Here is a 15,768-nt window from a genome sequence, read left to right as displayed (position 1 = left end):
AAATTCCCCCTAGACGTATACGGCCTGCAACAACTGATCACGCGTAAGGTTATCTCTTGTGCCTTTGATCATGACTTCGCCACGCCGTAACACGACAAGCCTGTCAGCAAGGTCATAGGCAAAGTCGAAATACTGCTCGACCAGAACAATTGCCATTCTACTTGTCGTTCTGAGGTGCCGGATCACTTCGCCAATCTGTTGGATGATGTTCGGTTGAATGCCTTCGGTTGGCTCGTCAAGCAGCAACAGGTTCGGCTTTGTGATCAGCGCCCGCGCGATGGCCAGCTGTTGCTGCTGGCCGCCGGAAAGGTCACCGCCGCGCCGGTTCTGCATCTGTTTGAGGACCGGGAACAGGTCGAATATCTCATCCGGGACGAAATGCTCACTGACAGGCAGGCAAGAGAACCCAGTTTCCAGATTCTCGCGAACTGTCAACAAAGGGAATATCTCGCGCCCTTGCGGGACATAGGCCACACCTTTCCAGGCCATCCGATGCGCAGGTAAGACACCCAATTGTTCCCCGTTAAGCTCCAGTTTTCCACCGGAACGCGGATGCGTGCCCGAGATTGCCTTCATCAGGCTGGTTTTCCCGACACCGTTGGTCCCCATGACGCAGGTCACTTCACCTTGCCTGGCTTCCATGGAAATCCCGTTAAGAATTTGCGAGTGCCCATAGTGCAAAGTCAGATCGGTCAGCTTCAGCATTGTTTAGCGCCCCAGGTAGACATCGATGACGTCCTGATTAGATGTCACGTGATCAAGACCGCCCTCGGCCAAAACAGATCCTTCGTGCAAAACCGTGACCTTGCAGTTCAGACGCCGCACAAACTCCATGTCATGCTCAACCACCACAACAGCGCGGGTTTTTGCAGCCTGAACAAGCAAGTCTGTAGTGTGTTCACGCTCTTGCGGTGTCATGCCCGCGGCGGGTTCGTCAACCAATAGCAGACGTGGGTCTTGTGCAAGCAGCATGCCAATTTCCAACCACTGTTTCTGCCCATGGCTCAGTTCACCGGATTTGCGGCTTAGTTCCTGATGCAAACCAATTTCGGCGGCCAGATCTTTGACTTTCTGCAGATCATTTGCCGAAGGGCGATAAAGTAACACACCCAGCCAACCACGTTTGTTTTTAAGTGCCATCAGCAGGTTATCCTGTACGGTCTGATCTTCGAAGACGGTTGGTTTCTGAAACTTCCGCCCGATCCCTGCCTGCGCGATTTTTGCCTCGGTCATGTCCAACAAAGAAATGGACTTCTTTCCCCAGATAACCCGCCCCTCATCAGGTCGTGTCTTACCTGTGATGATGTCCATGAACGTGGTCTTGCCTGCACCGTTAGGGCCGATTACGGCGCGCAATTCGGCATCACCAATTTGGAACGACAAGTTATTGATCGCGCGGAAACCGTCAAAAGTGACCGAGACACCGCTCACCTCTAGCAGAGTACTCATTCAATGGCCTCCTTTTCACGCAACGCTCCGTCATCGGGGCCCAGGTTGGCACCGTGGCGATCCGGGTGTCGCCGGTCGCTCCATAAGTCGAATAACCCGCCTATCCCTTGCGGAGCGAACAGAGTGACCAGCACGAACGAGACGCCCAGCAGCACCTGCCACCAGTCGACCCATTTGACGGTGTAGAAACCCAACGGAGTGTTGGGCGCTTGCCCGCCGGTGAACCAGGTGCTGAGCAGGCTTACAAAGGCCGCACCGATCACGGCACCATAAAGACGCCCGCGCCCACCGATGGCGACCCAGACGGCCAGATAGATAGACGCGATGGGGGCCATCTCCTCGGGGTTGATGATGCCTGCCTGCGGGTAATAAAGCGCACCCGCGATGGCGGCTATGCAGGCGGTCAGGGTGAAGACGGTCAGCTTGTAAACCTCGACCGAATATCCAAGAAACCGCACCCGCGCCTCGTTATCGCGGATGCCGCGGATGACCGAACCAAACTTACCCGAAACGATCCACGCCGCCAGCATGTAACCCAGTCCCAGCGCCAATGCCGAAGCCCAGAGGAACCAGATCGACACCACGTCCTGCGAGGCGGTCACGCCGGGCAAGTTCTGCAAGCCCGACAGCCCGTTGTTGCCACGCAAACCGCTGTCGTTTTGGAACAGATACAGCGCCAAGGCCAATGTCATCGCCTGAGTCAGGATCGACAGGTACACACCGGTAACGCGACTGCGGAAAGCCAACCAGCCAAAAATCAGCGCAAGAAGACCGGGCACTAGCACGATCAGCGCCAACTGCAGAACCAAACTGTGGGAAAACGCCCAGATCAGCGGGAATTCCGATGATCCGACGACGCCGAAAATCTGCGTCCCGATGGCGTCCACGACCTCGGACGGTGTTGGCGGGATGTCGGCCTGCGACAACGACTCGACCACGATCAGGCGGGTGCGATCGTACATCAGCCACATGCCGATCATGTAGCCGCCCAGCCCGAAGAAGGCGAAGTGGCCCAGCGACAGGATACCGGTGAAACCCCAGACCAGATCCATCGCCACTGCGATCAGGCACAGGCATAGGGTCTTGCCCAATGTCTTGACGAAACTGGTTGAGATTACTCCGATCCCGAACCCTTCGGACAGGATGGTCACGCCCAATGTGAACAATGACAGGGTGGCCAGAAAGACCAGCACGGACGGGTTCTTGGCGACGAAGCTGCGTTCCATGTCTCAATCCCCCGCCGCGCGACCTTTGAGGGCGATGATGCCCCTTGGTCGGAACTGGATGAAAACAATGATGAAGACGATCATGTAGGTTTGTGCCGCAAGGGTGTTCGAGGGGTTCATCCACTCGATCCCTTTTTGCAGGAAGCCGATCATCCCCGCCCCGGCCAGTGCCCCCCAGATGTTGCCAACGCCGCCTACGACCACGGTCATGAAGCTTTGAACAATATAGTCGCTGCCCAGATCCGACGTGACCTTGGCAAAAAGGCCAATGGCGACCCCTGCAATCCCGGCGATGCCGGAACCCAAGCCAAAGGTCAGCATATTCACCCGCCCGGGATTGATCCCCATTGATCCAGCCATGCGTGGGTTCTGCGTAACCGCGCGCATCTCAAGACCCAGCCGTGTGCGTTTCATGATGTACAGGAACAGCCCCAGAAAGATCAGAGCCAGCACGAAGATCGCGATGCGGATATAGCTGATCGAAACCACATCATTCAGCACCCACGCCCCATCCAGCCAACCCGGCGCTGTCAGTGGACGGGCCTGCGTGCCAAAAATGTTCTTGGCCAGTTGTTGCAGGGCAATTGAGATGCCGAATGTCGCAAGAAGCGTCTCGAGCGGGCGGGCATAGAGCCAGCGGATCACCAACCGCTCCATCGCGACACCCATGGCGAAGGTGACGGCAAAGGCCATCGGGATCGCTACGATAATCGACAGCGTGTGGTCGGGGATGAATTGCTGAACGACATAGCCCGTATAGGCACCCATCATGATGAATTCGCCATGGGCCATATTGATCACGCCCATCACCCCAAAAGTGATGGCCAAACCGATGGCCGCCAGAAAATAGATTGATGCCAGTGAGATCGCGTCCAGCAACAGGTCGAGTGTCTGGTTCAACCCGACCTTGAATTCAATATGATCCAAAGCCTTCTCGGCAGCGGCAGTTACCGCAGGCGAGGCCTCGCGATAGGTTTCAAAGAAGACATGTTTGCCCAGCGCGTCATCGATATCCGCCTCTGTTACCAACGCGGAAACCGCCCCCGTTTCAGCCAAGGCGGCATATGCTTGAGTGCGAGCGGGTTCGTTGTTCAATTGTGCAACCGGGACGCCACCGACGCGGCCTCGGTCGATATTCGCTGACAAAGCCGTGCGGATGTCGTCCTGAGACACACGCGGAGTCGCAAGGTTGCTGGCGACCAGCAAGTCATATGCTTCGTCCCGCGACAAGGCCTCTGATCCGGGTTCCAGAACGACAGCGATATTCTCATCCGTCGGCAGATTCGGCGCGACCATTCGTGTGGTCACCACCAAAGGGTTCAGCGCCGCGCGCACGTCGACACCCAAGTCGTTTGACATTTCCTCAACCGCAGCCACGCGAGCCGTGGTGTCTGCGTCGTACCCAATGGTCAGCAATCGTTCGAGCCGCTGTTTCTGCGCCTTCAAATCTGCATCCGTTTCATCCTCGATCGAGGCGCGCAAAGGTTCAAGCAGAGCGCCTTCGGGGTCACGTTGAATAGATTGCAGAGCGGCCAGGCGTCTTTTTCGATCCTGATCGGTCAGTTGGTACTGCACCAAAGCGGTCCCGATCATGGCGCGGACGCCGCTGTTGGGTTTCAATTGTTTCAGATCGGATTTCTCGTAGGTGCCGATTACCTCGCCTGTGTCGAAATCGGTCAGCTCGTATGACCGCCCTTCAACCCTTTTTCCCGCAAAGAACAAACCATCGGATTTGCGCATCCACATGTCCTTGGCGGCCCATGTTTCAAGCATCACCTGCGCTTGTGGTAACCCACTGGCCGTAATCGCATCAATCGCCGGTTTGATCGTCTTGCGCGAGCTTTTGGCGATGATCTCCTGATGGCTTTGCAAGATCGGCTCCAGGCCAGCCTCTTGCGCGTTGGCGGGCAGGCAGGCAAACAGAATTGCGAGGCTCGCAAGGAATAGTCGAAACATGTGGTGAAACCCGTGTGTCTTGGCGGCAAGGCGGGCGATTACACCCGCCTTGCTTGCAGATTAGTAGTTCGACAGGGTCTGAACGCACGTCTTGGTTTCGGTGTTGTACATACCGCAACCAAGATCTTTCCAATCCGATTTCAGGACCGCCGATTCCGGCAGGTAATCGGTCCAGGCGTCGCCTGGCACAACATCTGTCTCGCTAATGATGTCGAACTGGCCGTCTTCCTGAATCTCGCCAATCAGAACCGGCTTGGCGAGGTGGTGGTTCGGCAGCATGACAGCAGTACCACCGGTCAAGTTCGGGAATTCCTGCCCGTACATCGCGGCGCGCACAGCGTCGACTTCGGTTGAACCGGCTGCGGTCGCGGCGTTCACCCACATGTTAAAGCCGATGTAATGCGCCTCCATCGGATCGTTCGTCACGCGCCCGTCACCCATGGTGGATTTCCAGGTGTCAACGAATTCGGCGTTCTCATCGGTGTCGGCCGACTGAAAGTAGTTCCAAGCCGCTAGATGGCCGACAAGGTTGGCGGTATCGAGACCCGACAATTCCTCTTCCCCGACCGAGAAGGCCACAACCGGGATGTCATCCGCCGATACGCCGGACGCGGCCAGTTCCTTGTAAAAGCCGATATTTGCATCACCATTGATGGTCGAGATCACGCCAACCTTCTTGCCATCTGCGCCCAGCGCAATCACGTCAGCCACGATCTTGGACCAGTCGGAATGGCCGAAGGGCGTGTAATTGACGAAGATATCGTCATCCGCGATCCCCTTCTGCTTCAGATAGCTTTCCAAAATATTGTTCGTGGTTCTGGGATAGACATAGTCGGTGCCAAGCAACGCAAATTTCTCGACTCCCAGTTCATCCAGGAAATAGTCGGTCGCAGGGATTGCCTGTTGGTTTGGCGCGGCACCGGTGTAGAACACGTTTTTCGAGCTTTCTTCTCCCTCGTACTGAACCGGGTAAAACAAAAGACCGTTGAGTTCTTCGATCACCGGCAGAACCGACTTGCGACTGACCGATGTCCAGTTGCCAAAGATCACATCCACCTCGTGAACAGTCAGCAACTCACGCGCTTTTTCCGCGAACAAGGGCCAGTCCGATGCGGGGTCCACGACGACCGCTTCAAGCTGTTTACCCAACAGACCGCCCTTGGCGTTTTGCTGATCGATCAGCATGAGCATGGTGTCTTTCAGCGTCGTTTCCGAGATTGCCATCGTGCCCGAAAGCGAATGCAGCACTCCGACCTTGATCGTATCTTCGGCCGACAATGCAGCAGTAGCTATGGCCGCAAAGACAACCGATCCGGCGAGCGTGGATTTGAGCGGTTTCATGTAATCCTCCTGGCGGGGCCGGGAGAGAGGGCTTGCGCAAAGGCACGTTTCTCTTCTACCTGATCCCCGCAACTGTTGTTGCGTTTACGTGTGGCGGTTGTGTTCGAGGTCCAATTCGCGCAGCCGTCACACACCCCCGGGTCATCTCCGCGGTGGCACCTATACGGTTTCTGCATTGCAGCAAGATTGGCAACTTGCCTCTAACTCAATTTACGGAATCAGCCAGAAGCGCCCAATTTTTCATCCAAGACTAAGGTCACTGTCTAAAAATTAGACGCACGATGTGGAAATAAGCAGTTTCCGACACTGCAAGTTAGTGTTCTGACCCTTCAACAGAGAAACAAGAGGCACCAAACCACGCGCTAAAGGTGCCTTATTACCCAAGTTTCAGCCATATTACCCACGCACAGTGCGGTGCCGCCGCGTGCTGCTGGCACCGTCAGTTTGAGCACCAAGAAATTGGGCGACAGAACGGTTCTGGACAAGTTTCGCCAGTCGGGGTCCTTTAAGTGCCTGTTTCCCAGAACCACGACGCCTGATCTTGATGCCGTTCTATTGAACACAGCAGGTGGCGTGACCGGAGGCGACACATTCCGGTTTTCCGGCAAGGCAACGGAAGGCACGGCGCTGACATTGACAACACAAGCCTGCGAACGCGCTTACAAGGCTCAGCCCGAAGAATGCGGCCAGATCACCAACCATCTGACAGTCGAGACAGGCGCCCGGCTGAACTGGTTGCCGCAAGAAACCATTCTGTTCAATGGCTGCACTTTGGACCGACGCCTCAGGATCGACCTGTGCCCGGATGCCGAGACGCTGATGGTAGAGCCGCTGGTCTTTGGGCGCGCGGCCATGGGCGAAACATTGACCGATATCCGCCTAAACGATCGGATCGAGATACGGCGCGAAGGGGTGCCGGTGTTTCTGGATGCAATCCGGTTCTCTGGCGATTGGCACGCGCATATGTCCAAGCCGCATACCGCAAATGGCGCAGGGGCGATGGCGCTGATCGTCTTTGCTTCAAGGTCCGCCGCAGGTCAGTTGGACCCTGTTCGCGAAATGCTGCCCGAAACCGCCGGTGCAACCCTTATCCGGGACGACCTGCTGGTTATCCGTGTTCTGGCCAAAAGCAGCTTTGCCCTTCGGAGCGCGTTGATGCCGCTTTTGCGCAGACTGAACAAAGACACGTTACCCCGATGCTGGATGCTCTGACATGAACCTGACCCCTCGTGAAAAAGACAAACTGCTGGTCGCCATGGCAGCCGAGGTCGCCCGAAAACGGTTGGCCCGCGGCGTCAAGCTGAACCACCCCGAGGCTATCGCCCTGATCACCGATGCCGTGGTCGAGGGCGCGCGCGATGGTCGTTCGGTCGCCGATATGATGCAAGCCGGGGCGGAAGTGATCACCCGAGGCCAATGCATGGAAGGCGTGCCCGAGATGATCCACGAGGTACAGGTCGAAGCCACCTTCCCGGATGGCACCAAGCTTGTAACAGTCCACAACCCCATTCGCTAATTACCAAAGGAGATACAAATGAACCGCATGCTCTTTCCCGCTCTTATTCTGGCTGGTCCGGCCATGGCCCACACGGACACTCATGTTCATGCACACGGCAGCGATTACGCCGCGTTGGCAGCTGGGTTGGCCTTGATCGCCGTCATCGCCATCACCGTGATCTTGAAGCTGCCGAAATGATCCCAGGTGAGATCATACCTGCCGAAGGGTCACTGACGCTCAACGCCGGTCGCAGCAGCCGTCTTGTTGTTGTCGCCAATACTGGTGATCGGCCAGTTCAGGTCGGTAGCCACTACCACTTTGCCGAAGCAAACTCTGCCTTGGATTTTGATCGCTACGCGGCCTTGGGGATGCGGCTGGACATCCCCGCAGGCACCGCTGTGCGTTTTGAACCGGGCCAAATTCGCGAAGTTATGTTGGTGCCATTTGAGGGGCGCCGGCACATCTACGGTTTCAATATGCACATCATGGGGGCTTTGAAAGATGCCGGGCAAGATCAGTCGGGGTGATTATGCCTCTATGTTCGGCCCAACGGTCGGCGACAAAGTACGATTGGCGGATACCGATCTGATCCTAGAGGTTGAAAAAGATCTGATCGTGGAACGCGCAACAGCTGCACGGTTCAGCGAAACCGGGCACCGCGAAGATGTGTATGGAGAAGAGGTCAAGTTCGGCGGTGGCAAAGTCATTCGCGACGGGATGGGCCAATCTCAGGCCACACGCGCCGAGGGGGCCGTTGACACGGTCATCACCAACGCACTGATTGTAGATCATTCCGGAATTTACAAAGCGGATGTGGGGCTGAAGGACGGGCGTATCGCCAAGATCGGCAAAGCCGGAAACCCGGATACGCAGCCTGGCGTGGACATTATCATTGGCCCAGGAACCGAGGCAATTGCAGGCGAGGGCCGCATCCTGACGGCGGGCGGGTTCGACAGCCATATCCACTTTATCTGCCCACAACAGATCGAAGACGCATTGCATTCCGGCCTGACGACAATGCTTGGCGGTGGTACCGGCCCGGCACATGGTACTTTGGCGACCACTTGCACCCCCGGCCCTTGGCATATCGGTCGGATGTTGCAAGCTGCGGATGCCTTTCCGATGAACCTTGCCTTTGCGGGCAAGGGCAATGCCTCACTACCCTCGGCGCTGGAGGAACAGGTCAAGGCAGGGGCCTGCGCGCTGAAACTGCACGAAGATTGGGGAACGACCCCTGCCGCCATCGACTGCTGCCTGTCAGTGGCCGATGCGATGGATGTTCAGGTGATGATCCACACCGATACGCTGAACGAATCCGGATTTGTCGAGAATACCGTGGCTGCCATGAAAGGTCGCACCATCCACGCCTTCCACACCGAAGGCGCAGGTGGTGGTCACGCCCCAGATATCATCAAAATCTGCGGTGAGAACCATGTTCTGCCGTCCTCGACCAACCCGACGCGACCGTTCACCGTGAATACGGTCGAAGAGCATCTGGATATGCTGATGGTCTGCCATCATCTCGACAAATCGATCCCCGAGGACGTGGCCTTTGCCGAAAGCCGCATCCGGCGCGAGACCATTGCCGCCGAAGATATCCTGCACGACATGGGCGGGTTCAGCATCATCGCCTCCGACAGTCAGGCCATGGGCCGTGTGGGCGAGGTGCTGATCCGTACATGGCAAACGGCTGATAAGATGAAGAAACAACGGGGCCGGCTGCCCGAGGAAACCGGGGACAACGACAACCTGCGCGTCCGCCGGTACATCGCGAAATACACCATCAACCCGGCTATCGCCCATGGGCTCAGCCATCAGATCGGCAGTATCGAAGAAGGCAAACGCGCTGACCTGGTGCTGTGGAACCCGGCGTTTTTCGGCGTGAAACCCGAAATGGTTCTGCTGGGCGGCACGATTGCCTGTGCGCAGATGGGCGATCCCAATGCCTCAATCCCGACACCGCAGCCTGTCTATAGCCGTCCGATGTTCGGGGCCTATGGCCGCTCGGTCGAGCATTCGGCGATCACATTTGTCTCTGAGGCCGCACAGACCGACGGGATTGGTGATTCACTGGGCTTGGCGAAGCAAACTGTCGCCGTGCACAACACGCGGAATATCGGCAAACGCGATCTGTTGCTGAACAATGCAACACCCCAGATCGATGTCGACCCGGAAACCTACGAGGTCCGCGCGGATGGTGAATTGCTAACCTGTCAGCCAGCCGAAGTTCTACCGATGGCACAGCGATACTTCATGTTCTGATTAAAAACTTCGCTGCATTGCAGCAAGCGCATCCCGGGCATGACCAATTGCCCACTACTAAGCGAGTGCAATATGACAGATACTATCACGCAAGGGAGGACCAACGTCTCGCAAGCATACGAGGGTCCCAATGGCACACACAGAAAATCAACCGCATTCCGGTTTTTCCGTATTCGGTCTGTTCTCGACGATTGGTTCGTCGATCTATTCGGCTCTTGCTCGATTGGCCGAAGCACGATCGCGCACCGATCAAATCCAGTTCCTGCAATCGCTGAGCGACGAAGAACTGCGCAAACGCGGCCTGTCCCGCGACCGTATCGTACAACACGTTTTCGCGGGTTCTATCTGGTAACAGCTGCCCGTTCCACAGAGGGGGCGTTGGCATGACCATCCTCCTTTGTACAGCACGGCAATATTCTGATCATTTACACGGCGAGCCTGCGGACGCCCTGTCACTGACCTATGATGACCGTTTTTTGCGCCGCAAGGTTCTGACCTGCGAAAGTGGCGAACAGATTCTTGTCGATCTGGCGCAAACGACGTCGTTGAACCACGGCGGCGCTTTGGTTCTGGATGATGGCCGCGAAGTAGAAATACAAGCTGCACCCGAAGCGTTGCTGGAAATAACCGCCCCGGATCTGACGCGCGTCGCTTGGCATATCGGCAACCGCCACACGCCTTGTCAGATCGAAAAGGATCATCTGCTGATCCAAGTCGATCACGTCATCCAAGACATGCTTTTGAAAATCGGGGCTTCGGTGCGGGAAGTGCATGAACCGTTCACCCCCGAAGGCGGGGCCTATGGCCATGGCAGGACTCATGGCCACGCCCACTGACGCCGACATCCTGACGCTGACGCAATGGTTGTCGCCCGCTTACCCTGTAGGGGGCTTTGCCTATTCTCACGGGCTAGAGACCGCAATTGACGAAGGGACCGTCACCGATTCACGATGCACCCAAGCCTGGATTTCAGATGTGCTGGAACATGGTTCTGGTTGGAACGACGCTCTGTTCGTTGTTTCGGCATACAACGCGCCGGATAAAGATGAACTTATCGGCATCGACGTTACTGCACGGGCCTTTTGCGCGTCCTCCGAAAGAAAAATGGAAACCGAGTTCCTAGGACAGGCATTCGGGACGGTGACTGGAAATGTCTGGGATTTAGACCTTCGAAAGTACTCCTATCCCGTCTCACTAGGCCAGGCCGCGCGTTTGCAAGGCCTTCCCCTTTTACTGACGACAAAGATGTTTCTGCAAGCCTTTGCAAGCAACCTAGCCTCTTGCGCAACACGCCTTGTGCCGTTGGGCCAGACCGCGTCTCAGAAAGTGATCCGAGAATTGACACCGCTATGCGCCCGTATTGCCGAAACGGCGCAAAAGGCCAGCCTGGATGATTTGAACTCGACCGCGTTCCTGACAGACATCGCGTCGATGAAACACGAAACACAGTATTCAAGGATGTTCCGAACATGAGCAGTATGAACGGCCCCCTGCGCGTTGGCATCGGTGGTCCGGTGGGCGCCGGAAAGACCACTTTGACCGCAGCGTTATCCGAAGCCCTGCGCGATGTCTGCTCAGTGGGCGTTATCACCAATGACATTTACACGCAGGAGGATGCCGAAGCGCTGATGCGCATGCAGATCCTGCCGCAAGACAGGATCATTGGCGTGGAAACCGGTGGGTGCCCACACACAGCGATCCGCGAAGACGCCTCGATTAATTTGGCTGCGGTCGCCGAAATGCAAGACCGCCATCCCGATCTTGATGTGGTTCTGATCGAAAGCGGCGGGGACAATTTATCGGCTACGTTCAGTCCGGAACTCGCAGACCTAACAATTTATGTGATTGACGTCGCCGCCGGAGAGGAAATTCCACGCAAAGGCGGGCCGGCGATTACGAAATCGGACATTCTGGTCATCAACAAAACCGACTTGGCGCCGCATGTTGGTGCTTCGTTAGAAGTTATGGAACGTGATGCGCAAAGAATGCGCAAAGGACGGCCGTTTTTGTTCTCGTCCCTTCGTCGCAGAAAAGGGGTCGACGCAATTGTGGACCTCCTTGTGAAAGGCGGAGGTCTAAGGATTTCGCAAGCGCGTTAGATCGCCAGCAAAGATGGTAAGTTGTCGGCACACAAAGCCGATGTTGGACATCGATTGAAGGGGTCAAAAGGACAATCGTGTTTTTCACGCTTGTCCGGAAGCTACCTAAGATTGGTGCGCACGATCATCCTGTGCGCACCAAACTCAACAGGTGCGGATTACAACTCTACAACCACTTTCCCGACCGCAGCTCCGCTCGTCAGGTGCGCATAGGCTGCGCCGACATCGGCCCACCCAAACTTGTGTTCGTCAACAATAGGTTTGAGCCCCCCTGCATCCGCCAGATTCGCTAATGTCTTGAGGATGTCACCATGGGTTTGCCGCCCGACATCATGCATCATCGGGATCAGCATGAAGACGACGTGCAGGGACAGACCTTTGAAATGCGCGGGCGTCAAATCAATCTCGACCATCGCAACGGTTGAGGCGACATGGCCGTTGAGCTTGGCCGCTGCGAACGAGTTTGTCATGTTCGGCCCACCAACGCTGTCGAACACCACATCAAAGCCCACGCCATCAGTGTGCGCAGCCACGTAGTCTTCAACCTTTTGCGTTGTGAAATCCAAAGGACGCGCACTCAACCCCTCAATCAGAGCCATCTGATCCGCGCCGCGACCTGTTGCGGACACGGTTGCACCAAGGTGACGGGCAATTTGCACTGCGACATGGCCAACGCCTCCGGCGCCGCCCTGTACCAGCACGGTCTGCCCATCGCCTACACCAGCACGGGTCAACCCTTCGTAGGCGGTGATACCGACGAGGGGCAGCGCTGCGGCTTCCCGCATACTCAGCGATTTGGGTTTGTGTGCAATCAGGCGGGCGTCTGCGTTCATGTACTCGGCCAGAGTGCCAGGAATGTCCATCAGACCACCGGCGCAGCCGTACACCTCATCACCTAGGGCGAAGTTTGTCACTCCGTCGCCCAATGCAACGACTGTGCCTGCAAAATCCATGCCAAGCACGGCAGGCAGCGCGGGGGACAGGGGCAGTTCTGCCCCCATGCTTCGGATCATCGTGTCGACTGTGTTGACGCTGGTGGCCGCCACCTGGACCACCACATGTCCGGGTGCCGCAACCGGGTCTGGCATTTCTGCGGGCTCAAACTGTGCGTCGGGTCCATAGGTATTCAGAACCATTGCTTTCATTGGGAAATTCCCTTTCTAGCACCACGCTGGGGCGCGCATCGAGATATCGGGCGCCTGGACGTAATTATTTTGATGGGGGTTCAGTTGATATCTTGCACCTGCATAACCAGGTCGCCCCACTTACGCTGATTTTCGATGTCGTGTTCCAAACCTTGTTCATCCGCGATGGCAAACCGTTTGACAGCCGGGGTTTTGCTGGTGGCCTGATAAAGCCAATAGGCTTCGGCCTTCAGTGCCTCATGAATGGGTTTGTCGATGGATTCATAGACCATCTGCTTGCAGGCGTTGATCGACTCTGCCGGAAACTGCGCGATCCGTTCGGCCAGCGCGGTCACATATGGGCCAATCTCATCCGGCTCCAAAGCCTTGTTGATCGTGCCCAGACGCTCTGCATCATCCGCGTCATAATCCTGCGCGCTCAGGATGATCTCAAGCGCTTTGCCAAGGCCGGTTTGGCGTGCCATCCGCGACGCGCCACCGCCGCAGGGCAGGATGCCCATACCGACCTCCATCTGCATGAACTTGTACTTTCCCCGCGCGGCAAAACGCATGTCGAGCGCCAGTGCCAATTCGTGCCCGCCACCGCGTGCGAACCCTTCCAGCTTGGCAATAGTGGCCTGCGGCACCTTGCTGATCCGTTCGCAAACCGATTGCAGGTCCAACAGCTGTGCATCCTCGCGGGATACCGCTTCGGTCGACATGTCTTTGAGAAGATCGGTGTCGTAGTGGCAAACCCAGATTTCTGGGTTGGCGGATTGGAAGATCACTACTTTGGTGTCGCGGTCGCGCTCTAGCCGCATGGCCAGGCTGTTGAGGTCGGCCAACATTTCCTGGCCTTGCACGTTCACGGAACCGAAATTGAATGTCACCGTGGCGATACCTTTTTCAACGGCAACCTCAAAAGTTTGGAAGTTTTCGTATTTCATCAGGCAGTCCTTTCTTGGGCCTCGACGCGGCGCGCGTGAGGGGTGATAGGAGGTAAAGGTGGATGTGTGTTTGGGGCGGCCGCGCCGCCCGGATCAGCCTGTCTGGCTAATCAAGCCCTTGATTGTGTTCATGACGTCGGCCGCGTGATCTTTGTCGAGCGCTGCGGCATGTGGATCAGCGAAGGCCCCACTGTCATTGTCAAAATAGGCACCTGACGCGTCAGCAAACCGCCCGCCCAGGGCCGCATCCATCAGTATATCAGCGCCAATGCTCATATCGTTCCCAGAAACGCCAAAGCCCTCTTTCACCATCTTCGAGGCCAAAAGCGATCCGGGATTCACTGCCACCATCACCGGCCCATCGGGTTGTAATTTGGCCCATTCCCTGCTCCAGATCGTGATAGCCAGCTTGCTTTGGGCATAGGCCTCCATATCTGTCAGCGGCACATTGCCCTGCATGGCCTTGACGTTTACCGGGGCCTGCGCCGCCGATGACAAGTTCACAACGCGCCCGTCGGAGGGAATGATCGGCAACAACAATTCGGTCAGCAGATAGGGTGCAAGCGTGTTCACGACAAAGCGGATGTCCTGTCCATTCTCAAGCACCGTTTGCGGGGCTTTCAACACACCCGCGTTATTGATCAACACATCCAGTTGGTCATGTTTGGCACGTATGGTTTCGGCCAGTTTTCGAACCGCGGACAGATCGCTTAGATCAGCGGTATAGGTTTCGACATTGCCACCGACTTCGGCGGCGGCGCTCTCCAATTTGGGTGCGCTGCGCCCGTGCAAAAGCACTTGGTGCCCGTCAGCGGCCAGTTTCTTTGCTGTCAGCAAGCCAATGCCGTCAGTTGAACCGGTGATAAGAACAGTCTTGGTCATCAGTTTTATCCTTTAGGAAAAGCCTCGCAGCACAACGTCCGCCAGACGTTCAAGTGTTGTGTCGATGGGTACTTGATTGAACCTGAGGTTCAGCGCGACGTGATTCACGCCAAGGGTTTCAATCTCGCGCAGATAGTTGCACAGGAAATCAGTTCCGGACTGAAACCCAAGGTGGATCGGGCGCGGAGGTGCAGCGGGATCGGCAACGACATCGACATAAAGCGATTGCATAACCGGCTTGTCCGGTTGCCCTGCCGCCTTCGTGCGTGTTCGGTATTCCGCGATGACCCGCCCTTGGGCTGCGGCGTTGCGTGGATAGGTCATCCAACCGTCCCCGTTCTGTGCCACCCAATCGGAGGTTTGCTGGCTGCCACCAGTGATAAGCAACGGCAAACGCGTGCCATGCGGCTTTGGCAACAGATCAATGTCGCCAGACAGTGTACCCTGCCCGCTTTCATGCGTGGGATAGCCTAATCCGACCGCGCGGATGTACTCAACACTATCGCGGAAACGTGTCCCCCGATCGTCAAAGCCCTTGCTCATCGCCGGGTACTCCTCGGGCCGGTCACCAGAAGCAACACCCAAGAGCAACCGACCACCCGATAGCACGTCCGCGGTCGCCGCCGCCTTGGCTACATGGGCTGGGTGACGCAGTGGCAGGATCACACTCGACGTTCCTAGCGCAATCCGGTCTGTCACCGTTATCAGCGCACCCAAATAAACAAATGGATCGAAAACCTGTCCGGCATCACCAAAACTTGGAACATTGAATGGCACGTCGCGCAGCCAAAGTGCTGCAAATCCAAGGTCCTCTGCCCTCCGCGCGGCCTCTAAGTGGCCCTGCATCGTCGGCTTTGCGCCGACCGCATAGGATTCAAGCGGCAACACAAGGCCGACACTCAGCCGGCCCGGACGAAACACCCGGTTGTAAGCCACATTGATCTGGGCAAACTCGGTGGGCTGGATTCTATTCAACATATCTGG

18 protein-coding genes are annotated in these 15,768 nt (G+C 56.8%); 9 read left to right on the top strand and 9 right to left on the bottom strand.

All coding sequences use genetic code 11. The features are described from left to right. Positions 1-9 precede the first annotated feature (9 nt). The 5 genes from urtE to urtA are packed head-to-tail and all read right to left on the bottom strand — an operon-like array spanning position 10 to position 5,972. Complete coding sequence (gene urtE, locus ACR0LY_RS15510) at positions 10-705, bottom strand: urea ABC transporter ATP-binding subunit UrtE (RefSeq protein ID WP_170350825.1); 696 nt, start codon at positions 703-705, stop codon at positions 10-12. 3 nt (positions 706-708) lie between these two features. Further along, the gene (gene urtD, locus ACR0LY_RS15505) at positions 709-1,449 is read right to left on the bottom strand and encodes an urea ABC transporter ATP-binding protein UrtD (RefSeq protein WP_170350824.1); all 741 of its coding nucleotides are present in this window, start codon (positions 1,447-1,449) and stop codon (positions 709-711) included. After that, complete coding sequence (gene urtC, locus ACR0LY_RS15500; protein ID WP_170350823.1) at positions 1,446-2,675, bottom strand: urea ABC transporter permease subunit UrtC; 1,230 nt, start codon at positions 2,673-2,675, stop codon at positions 1,446-1,448. Before urtC ends, urtD begins: the two co-directional genes overlap by 4 nt. A gap of 3 nt (positions 2,676-2,678) precedes the next feature. Next, on the bottom strand, positions 2,679-4,631 hold the full coding sequence (gene urtB / locus ACR0LY_RS15495; RefSeq protein WP_170350822.1) for an urea ABC transporter permease subunit UrtB: 1,953 nt from the start codon (positions 4,629-4,631) through the stop codon (positions 2,679-2,681). 60 nt (positions 4,632-4,691) lie between these two features. Then, positions 4,692-5,972 carry an urea ABC transporter substrate-binding protein gene (gene urtA / locus ACR0LY_RS15490; RefSeq protein WP_170350821.1) on the bottom strand — a complete coding sequence of 427 codons (1,281 nt, stop codon included), beginning with the start codon at positions 5,970-5,972 and terminating at the stop codon, positions 4,692-4,694. A gap of 444 nt (positions 5,973-6,416) precedes the next feature. On the opposite strand from urtA, the gene ACR0LY_RS15485 reads away from it, so the two are divergent. The 9 genes from ACR0LY_RS15485 (at position 6,417) to ureG (ending at position 11,831) form a co-directional block, all read left to right on the top strand. After that, on the top strand, positions 6,417-7,184 hold the full coding sequence (locus ACR0LY_RS15485; RefSeq protein WP_174820537.1) for an urease accessory protein UreD: 768 nt from the start codon (positions 6,417-6,419) through the stop codon (positions 7,182-7,184). 1 nt (position 7,185) lies between these two features. After that, positions 7,186-7,488: an urease subunit gamma gene (locus tag ACR0LY_RS15480; RefSeq protein WP_170350819.1), complete on the top strand. Its 303-nt coding sequence runs from the start codon at positions 7,186-7,188 to the stop codon at positions 7,486-7,488. A gap of 18 nt (positions 7,489-7,506) precedes the next feature. Further along, complete coding sequence (locus ACR0LY_RS15475) at positions 7,507-7,668, top strand: hypothetical protein (protein WP_170350818.1); 162 nt, start codon at positions 7,507-7,509, stop codon at positions 7,666-7,668. Further along, positions 7,665-7,997 carry an urease subunit beta gene (locus ACR0LY_RS15470; protein ID WP_170350817.1) on the top strand — a complete coding sequence of 111 codons (333 nt, stop codon included), beginning with the start codon at positions 7,665-7,667 and terminating at the stop codon, positions 7,995-7,997. Before ACR0LY_RS15475 ends, ACR0LY_RS15470 begins: the two co-directional genes overlap by 4 nt. Then, positions 7,972-9,732, top strand: a complete 1,761-nt coding sequence (gene ureC / locus ACR0LY_RS15465; protein ID WP_170350816.1) for an urease subunit alpha — start codon at positions 7,972-7,974, stop codon at positions 9,730-9,732. The genes ACR0LY_RS15470 and ureC overlap by 26 nt, the downstream gene beginning before the upstream one ends. Positions 9,733-9,862: 130 nt before the next feature. Beyond that, on the top strand, positions 9,863-10,084 hold the full coding sequence (locus ACR0LY_RS15460; RefSeq protein WP_170350815.1) for a DUF1127 domain-containing protein: 222 nt from the start codon (positions 9,863-9,865) through the stop codon (positions 10,082-10,084). Positions 10,085-10,115: 31 nt separating this feature from the next. Next, positions 10,116-10,568 (top strand): urease accessory protein UreE, encoded by a 453-nt coding sequence (locus ACR0LY_RS15455; protein ID WP_170350814.1) that lies wholly within the window; start codon positions 10,116-10,118, stop codon positions 10,566-10,568. Beyond that, a complete protein-coding gene (locus tag ACR0LY_RS15450) occupies positions 10,552-11,205 on the top strand; it encodes an urease accessory protein UreF (RefSeq protein ID WP_170350813.1) in 654 nt (217 codons plus the stop codon). Before ACR0LY_RS15455 ends, ACR0LY_RS15450 begins: the two co-directional genes overlap by 17 nt. Further along, positions 11,202-11,831 (top strand): urease accessory protein UreG, encoded by a 630-nt coding sequence (gene ureG / locus ACR0LY_RS15445; RefSeq protein ID WP_170350812.1) that lies wholly within the window; start codon positions 11,202-11,204, stop codon positions 11,829-11,831. The genes ACR0LY_RS15450 and ureG overlap by 4 nt, the downstream gene beginning before the upstream one ends. Before the next feature lie 158 nt (positions 11,832-11,989). On the opposite strand, the gene ACR0LY_RS15440 is transcribed toward ureG, so the two are convergent. From ACR0LY_RS15440 to ACR0LY_RS15425, 4 genes are all read right to left on the bottom strand, one after another. Next, positions 11,990-12,976, bottom strand: a complete 987-nt coding sequence (locus tag ACR0LY_RS15440; protein WP_170350811.1) for a zinc-dependent alcohol dehydrogenase family protein — start codon at positions 12,974-12,976, stop codon at positions 11,990-11,992. Between the two features lie 80 nt (positions 12,977-13,056). Beyond that, positions 13,057-13,902 carry an enoyl-CoA hydratase/isomerase family protein gene (locus ACR0LY_RS15435; RefSeq protein ID WP_170350810.1) on the bottom strand — a complete coding sequence of 282 codons (846 nt, stop codon included), beginning with the start codon at positions 13,900-13,902 and terminating at the stop codon, positions 13,057-13,059. A gap of 93 nt (positions 13,903-13,995) precedes the next feature. Further along, positions 13,996-14,784, bottom strand: coding sequence for an SDR family NAD(P)-dependent oxidoreductase (locus tag ACR0LY_RS15430; protein ID WP_170350809.1), 789 nt, complete (start codon positions 14,782-14,784; stop codon positions 13,996-13,998). A 12-nt stretch (positions 14,785-14,796) separates the two neighbouring features. Further along, positions 14,797-15,762, bottom strand: coding sequence for a TIGR03571 family LLM class oxidoreductase (locus ACR0LY_RS15425; protein ID WP_170350808.1), 966 nt, complete (start codon positions 15,760-15,762; stop codon positions 14,797-14,799). Positions 15,763-15,768: the final 6 nt, after the last annotated feature.

It is taken from the genome of Ruegeria sp. BC5, assembly GCF_056539205.1.
Note: the sequence above shows the minus strand (reverse complement) of the source record. Positions and strands in the feature narration are given on the sequence as shown.

Excerpts from the sequence above, each read along its gene's own strand:
- ACR0LY_RS15480 (WP_170350819.1), top strand. The coding sequence starts at position 7,186 with ATGAACCTGACCCCTCGTGAAAAAGACAAACTGCTGGTCGCCATGGCA.
- ACR0LY_RS15475 (WP_170350818.1), top strand. The coding sequence starts at position 7,507 with ATGAACCGCATGCTCTTTCCCGCTCTTATTCTGGCTGGTCCGGCCATG.
- ACR0LY_RS15460 (WP_170350815.1), top strand. The coding sequence starts at position 9,863 with ATGGCACACACAGAAAATCAACCGCATTCCGGTTTTTCCGTATTCGGT.
- ACR0LY_RS15425 (WP_170350808.1), bottom strand. The coding sequence starts at position 15,762 with ATGTTGAATAGAATCCAGCCCACCGAGTTTGCCCAGATCAATGTGGCT.
- ACR0LY_RS15450 (WP_170350813.1), top strand. The coding sequence starts at position 10,552 with ATGGCCACGCCCACTGACGCCGACATCCTGACGCTGACGCAATGGTTG.
- urtA (WP_170350821.1), bottom strand. The coding sequence starts at position 5,972 with ATGAAACCGCTCAAATCCACGCTCGCCGGATCGGTTGTCTTTGCGGCC.
- ACR0LY_RS15440 (WP_170350811.1), bottom strand. The coding sequence starts at position 12,976 with ATGAAAGCAATGGTTCTGAATACCTATGGACCCGACGCACAGTTTGAG.
- urtB (WP_170350822.1), bottom strand. The coding sequence starts at position 4,631 with ATGTTTCGACTATTCCTTGCGAGCCTCGCAATTCTGTTTGCCTGCCTG.
- ACR0LY_RS15455 (WP_170350814.1), top strand. The coding sequence starts at position 10,116 with ATGACCATCCTCCTTTGTACAGCACGGCAATATTCTGATCATTTACAC.
- ACR0LY_RS15430 (WP_170350809.1), bottom strand. The coding sequence starts at position 14,784 with ATGACCAAGACTGTTCTTATCACCGGTTCAACTGACGGCATTGGCTTG.
- ACR0LY_RS15435 (WP_170350810.1), bottom strand. The coding sequence starts at position 13,902 with ATGAAATACGAAAACTTCCAAACTTTTGAGGTTGCCGTTGAAAAAGGT.
- urtE (WP_170350825.1), bottom strand. The coding sequence starts at position 705 with ATGCTGAAGCTGACCGATCTGACTTTGCACTATGGGCACTCGCAAATT.
- ureG (WP_170350812.1), top strand. The coding sequence starts at position 11,202 with ATGAGCAGTATGAACGGCCCCCTGCGCGTTGGCATCGGTGGTCCGGTG.
- urtD (WP_170350824.1), bottom strand. The coding sequence starts at position 1,449 with ATGAGTACTCTGCTAGAGGTGAGCGGTGTCTCGGTCACTTTTGACGGT.
- ureC (WP_170350816.1), top strand. The coding sequence starts at position 7,972 with ATGCCGGGCAAGATCAGTCGGGGTGATTATGCCTCTATGTTCGGCCCA.
- urtC (WP_170350823.1), bottom strand. The coding sequence starts at position 2,675 with ATGGAACGCAGCTTCGTCGCCAAGAACCCGTCCGTGCTGGTCTTTCTG.
- ACR0LY_RS15470 (WP_170350817.1), top strand. The coding sequence starts at position 7,665 with ATGATCCCAGGTGAGATCATACCTGCCGAAGGGTCACTGACGCTCAAC.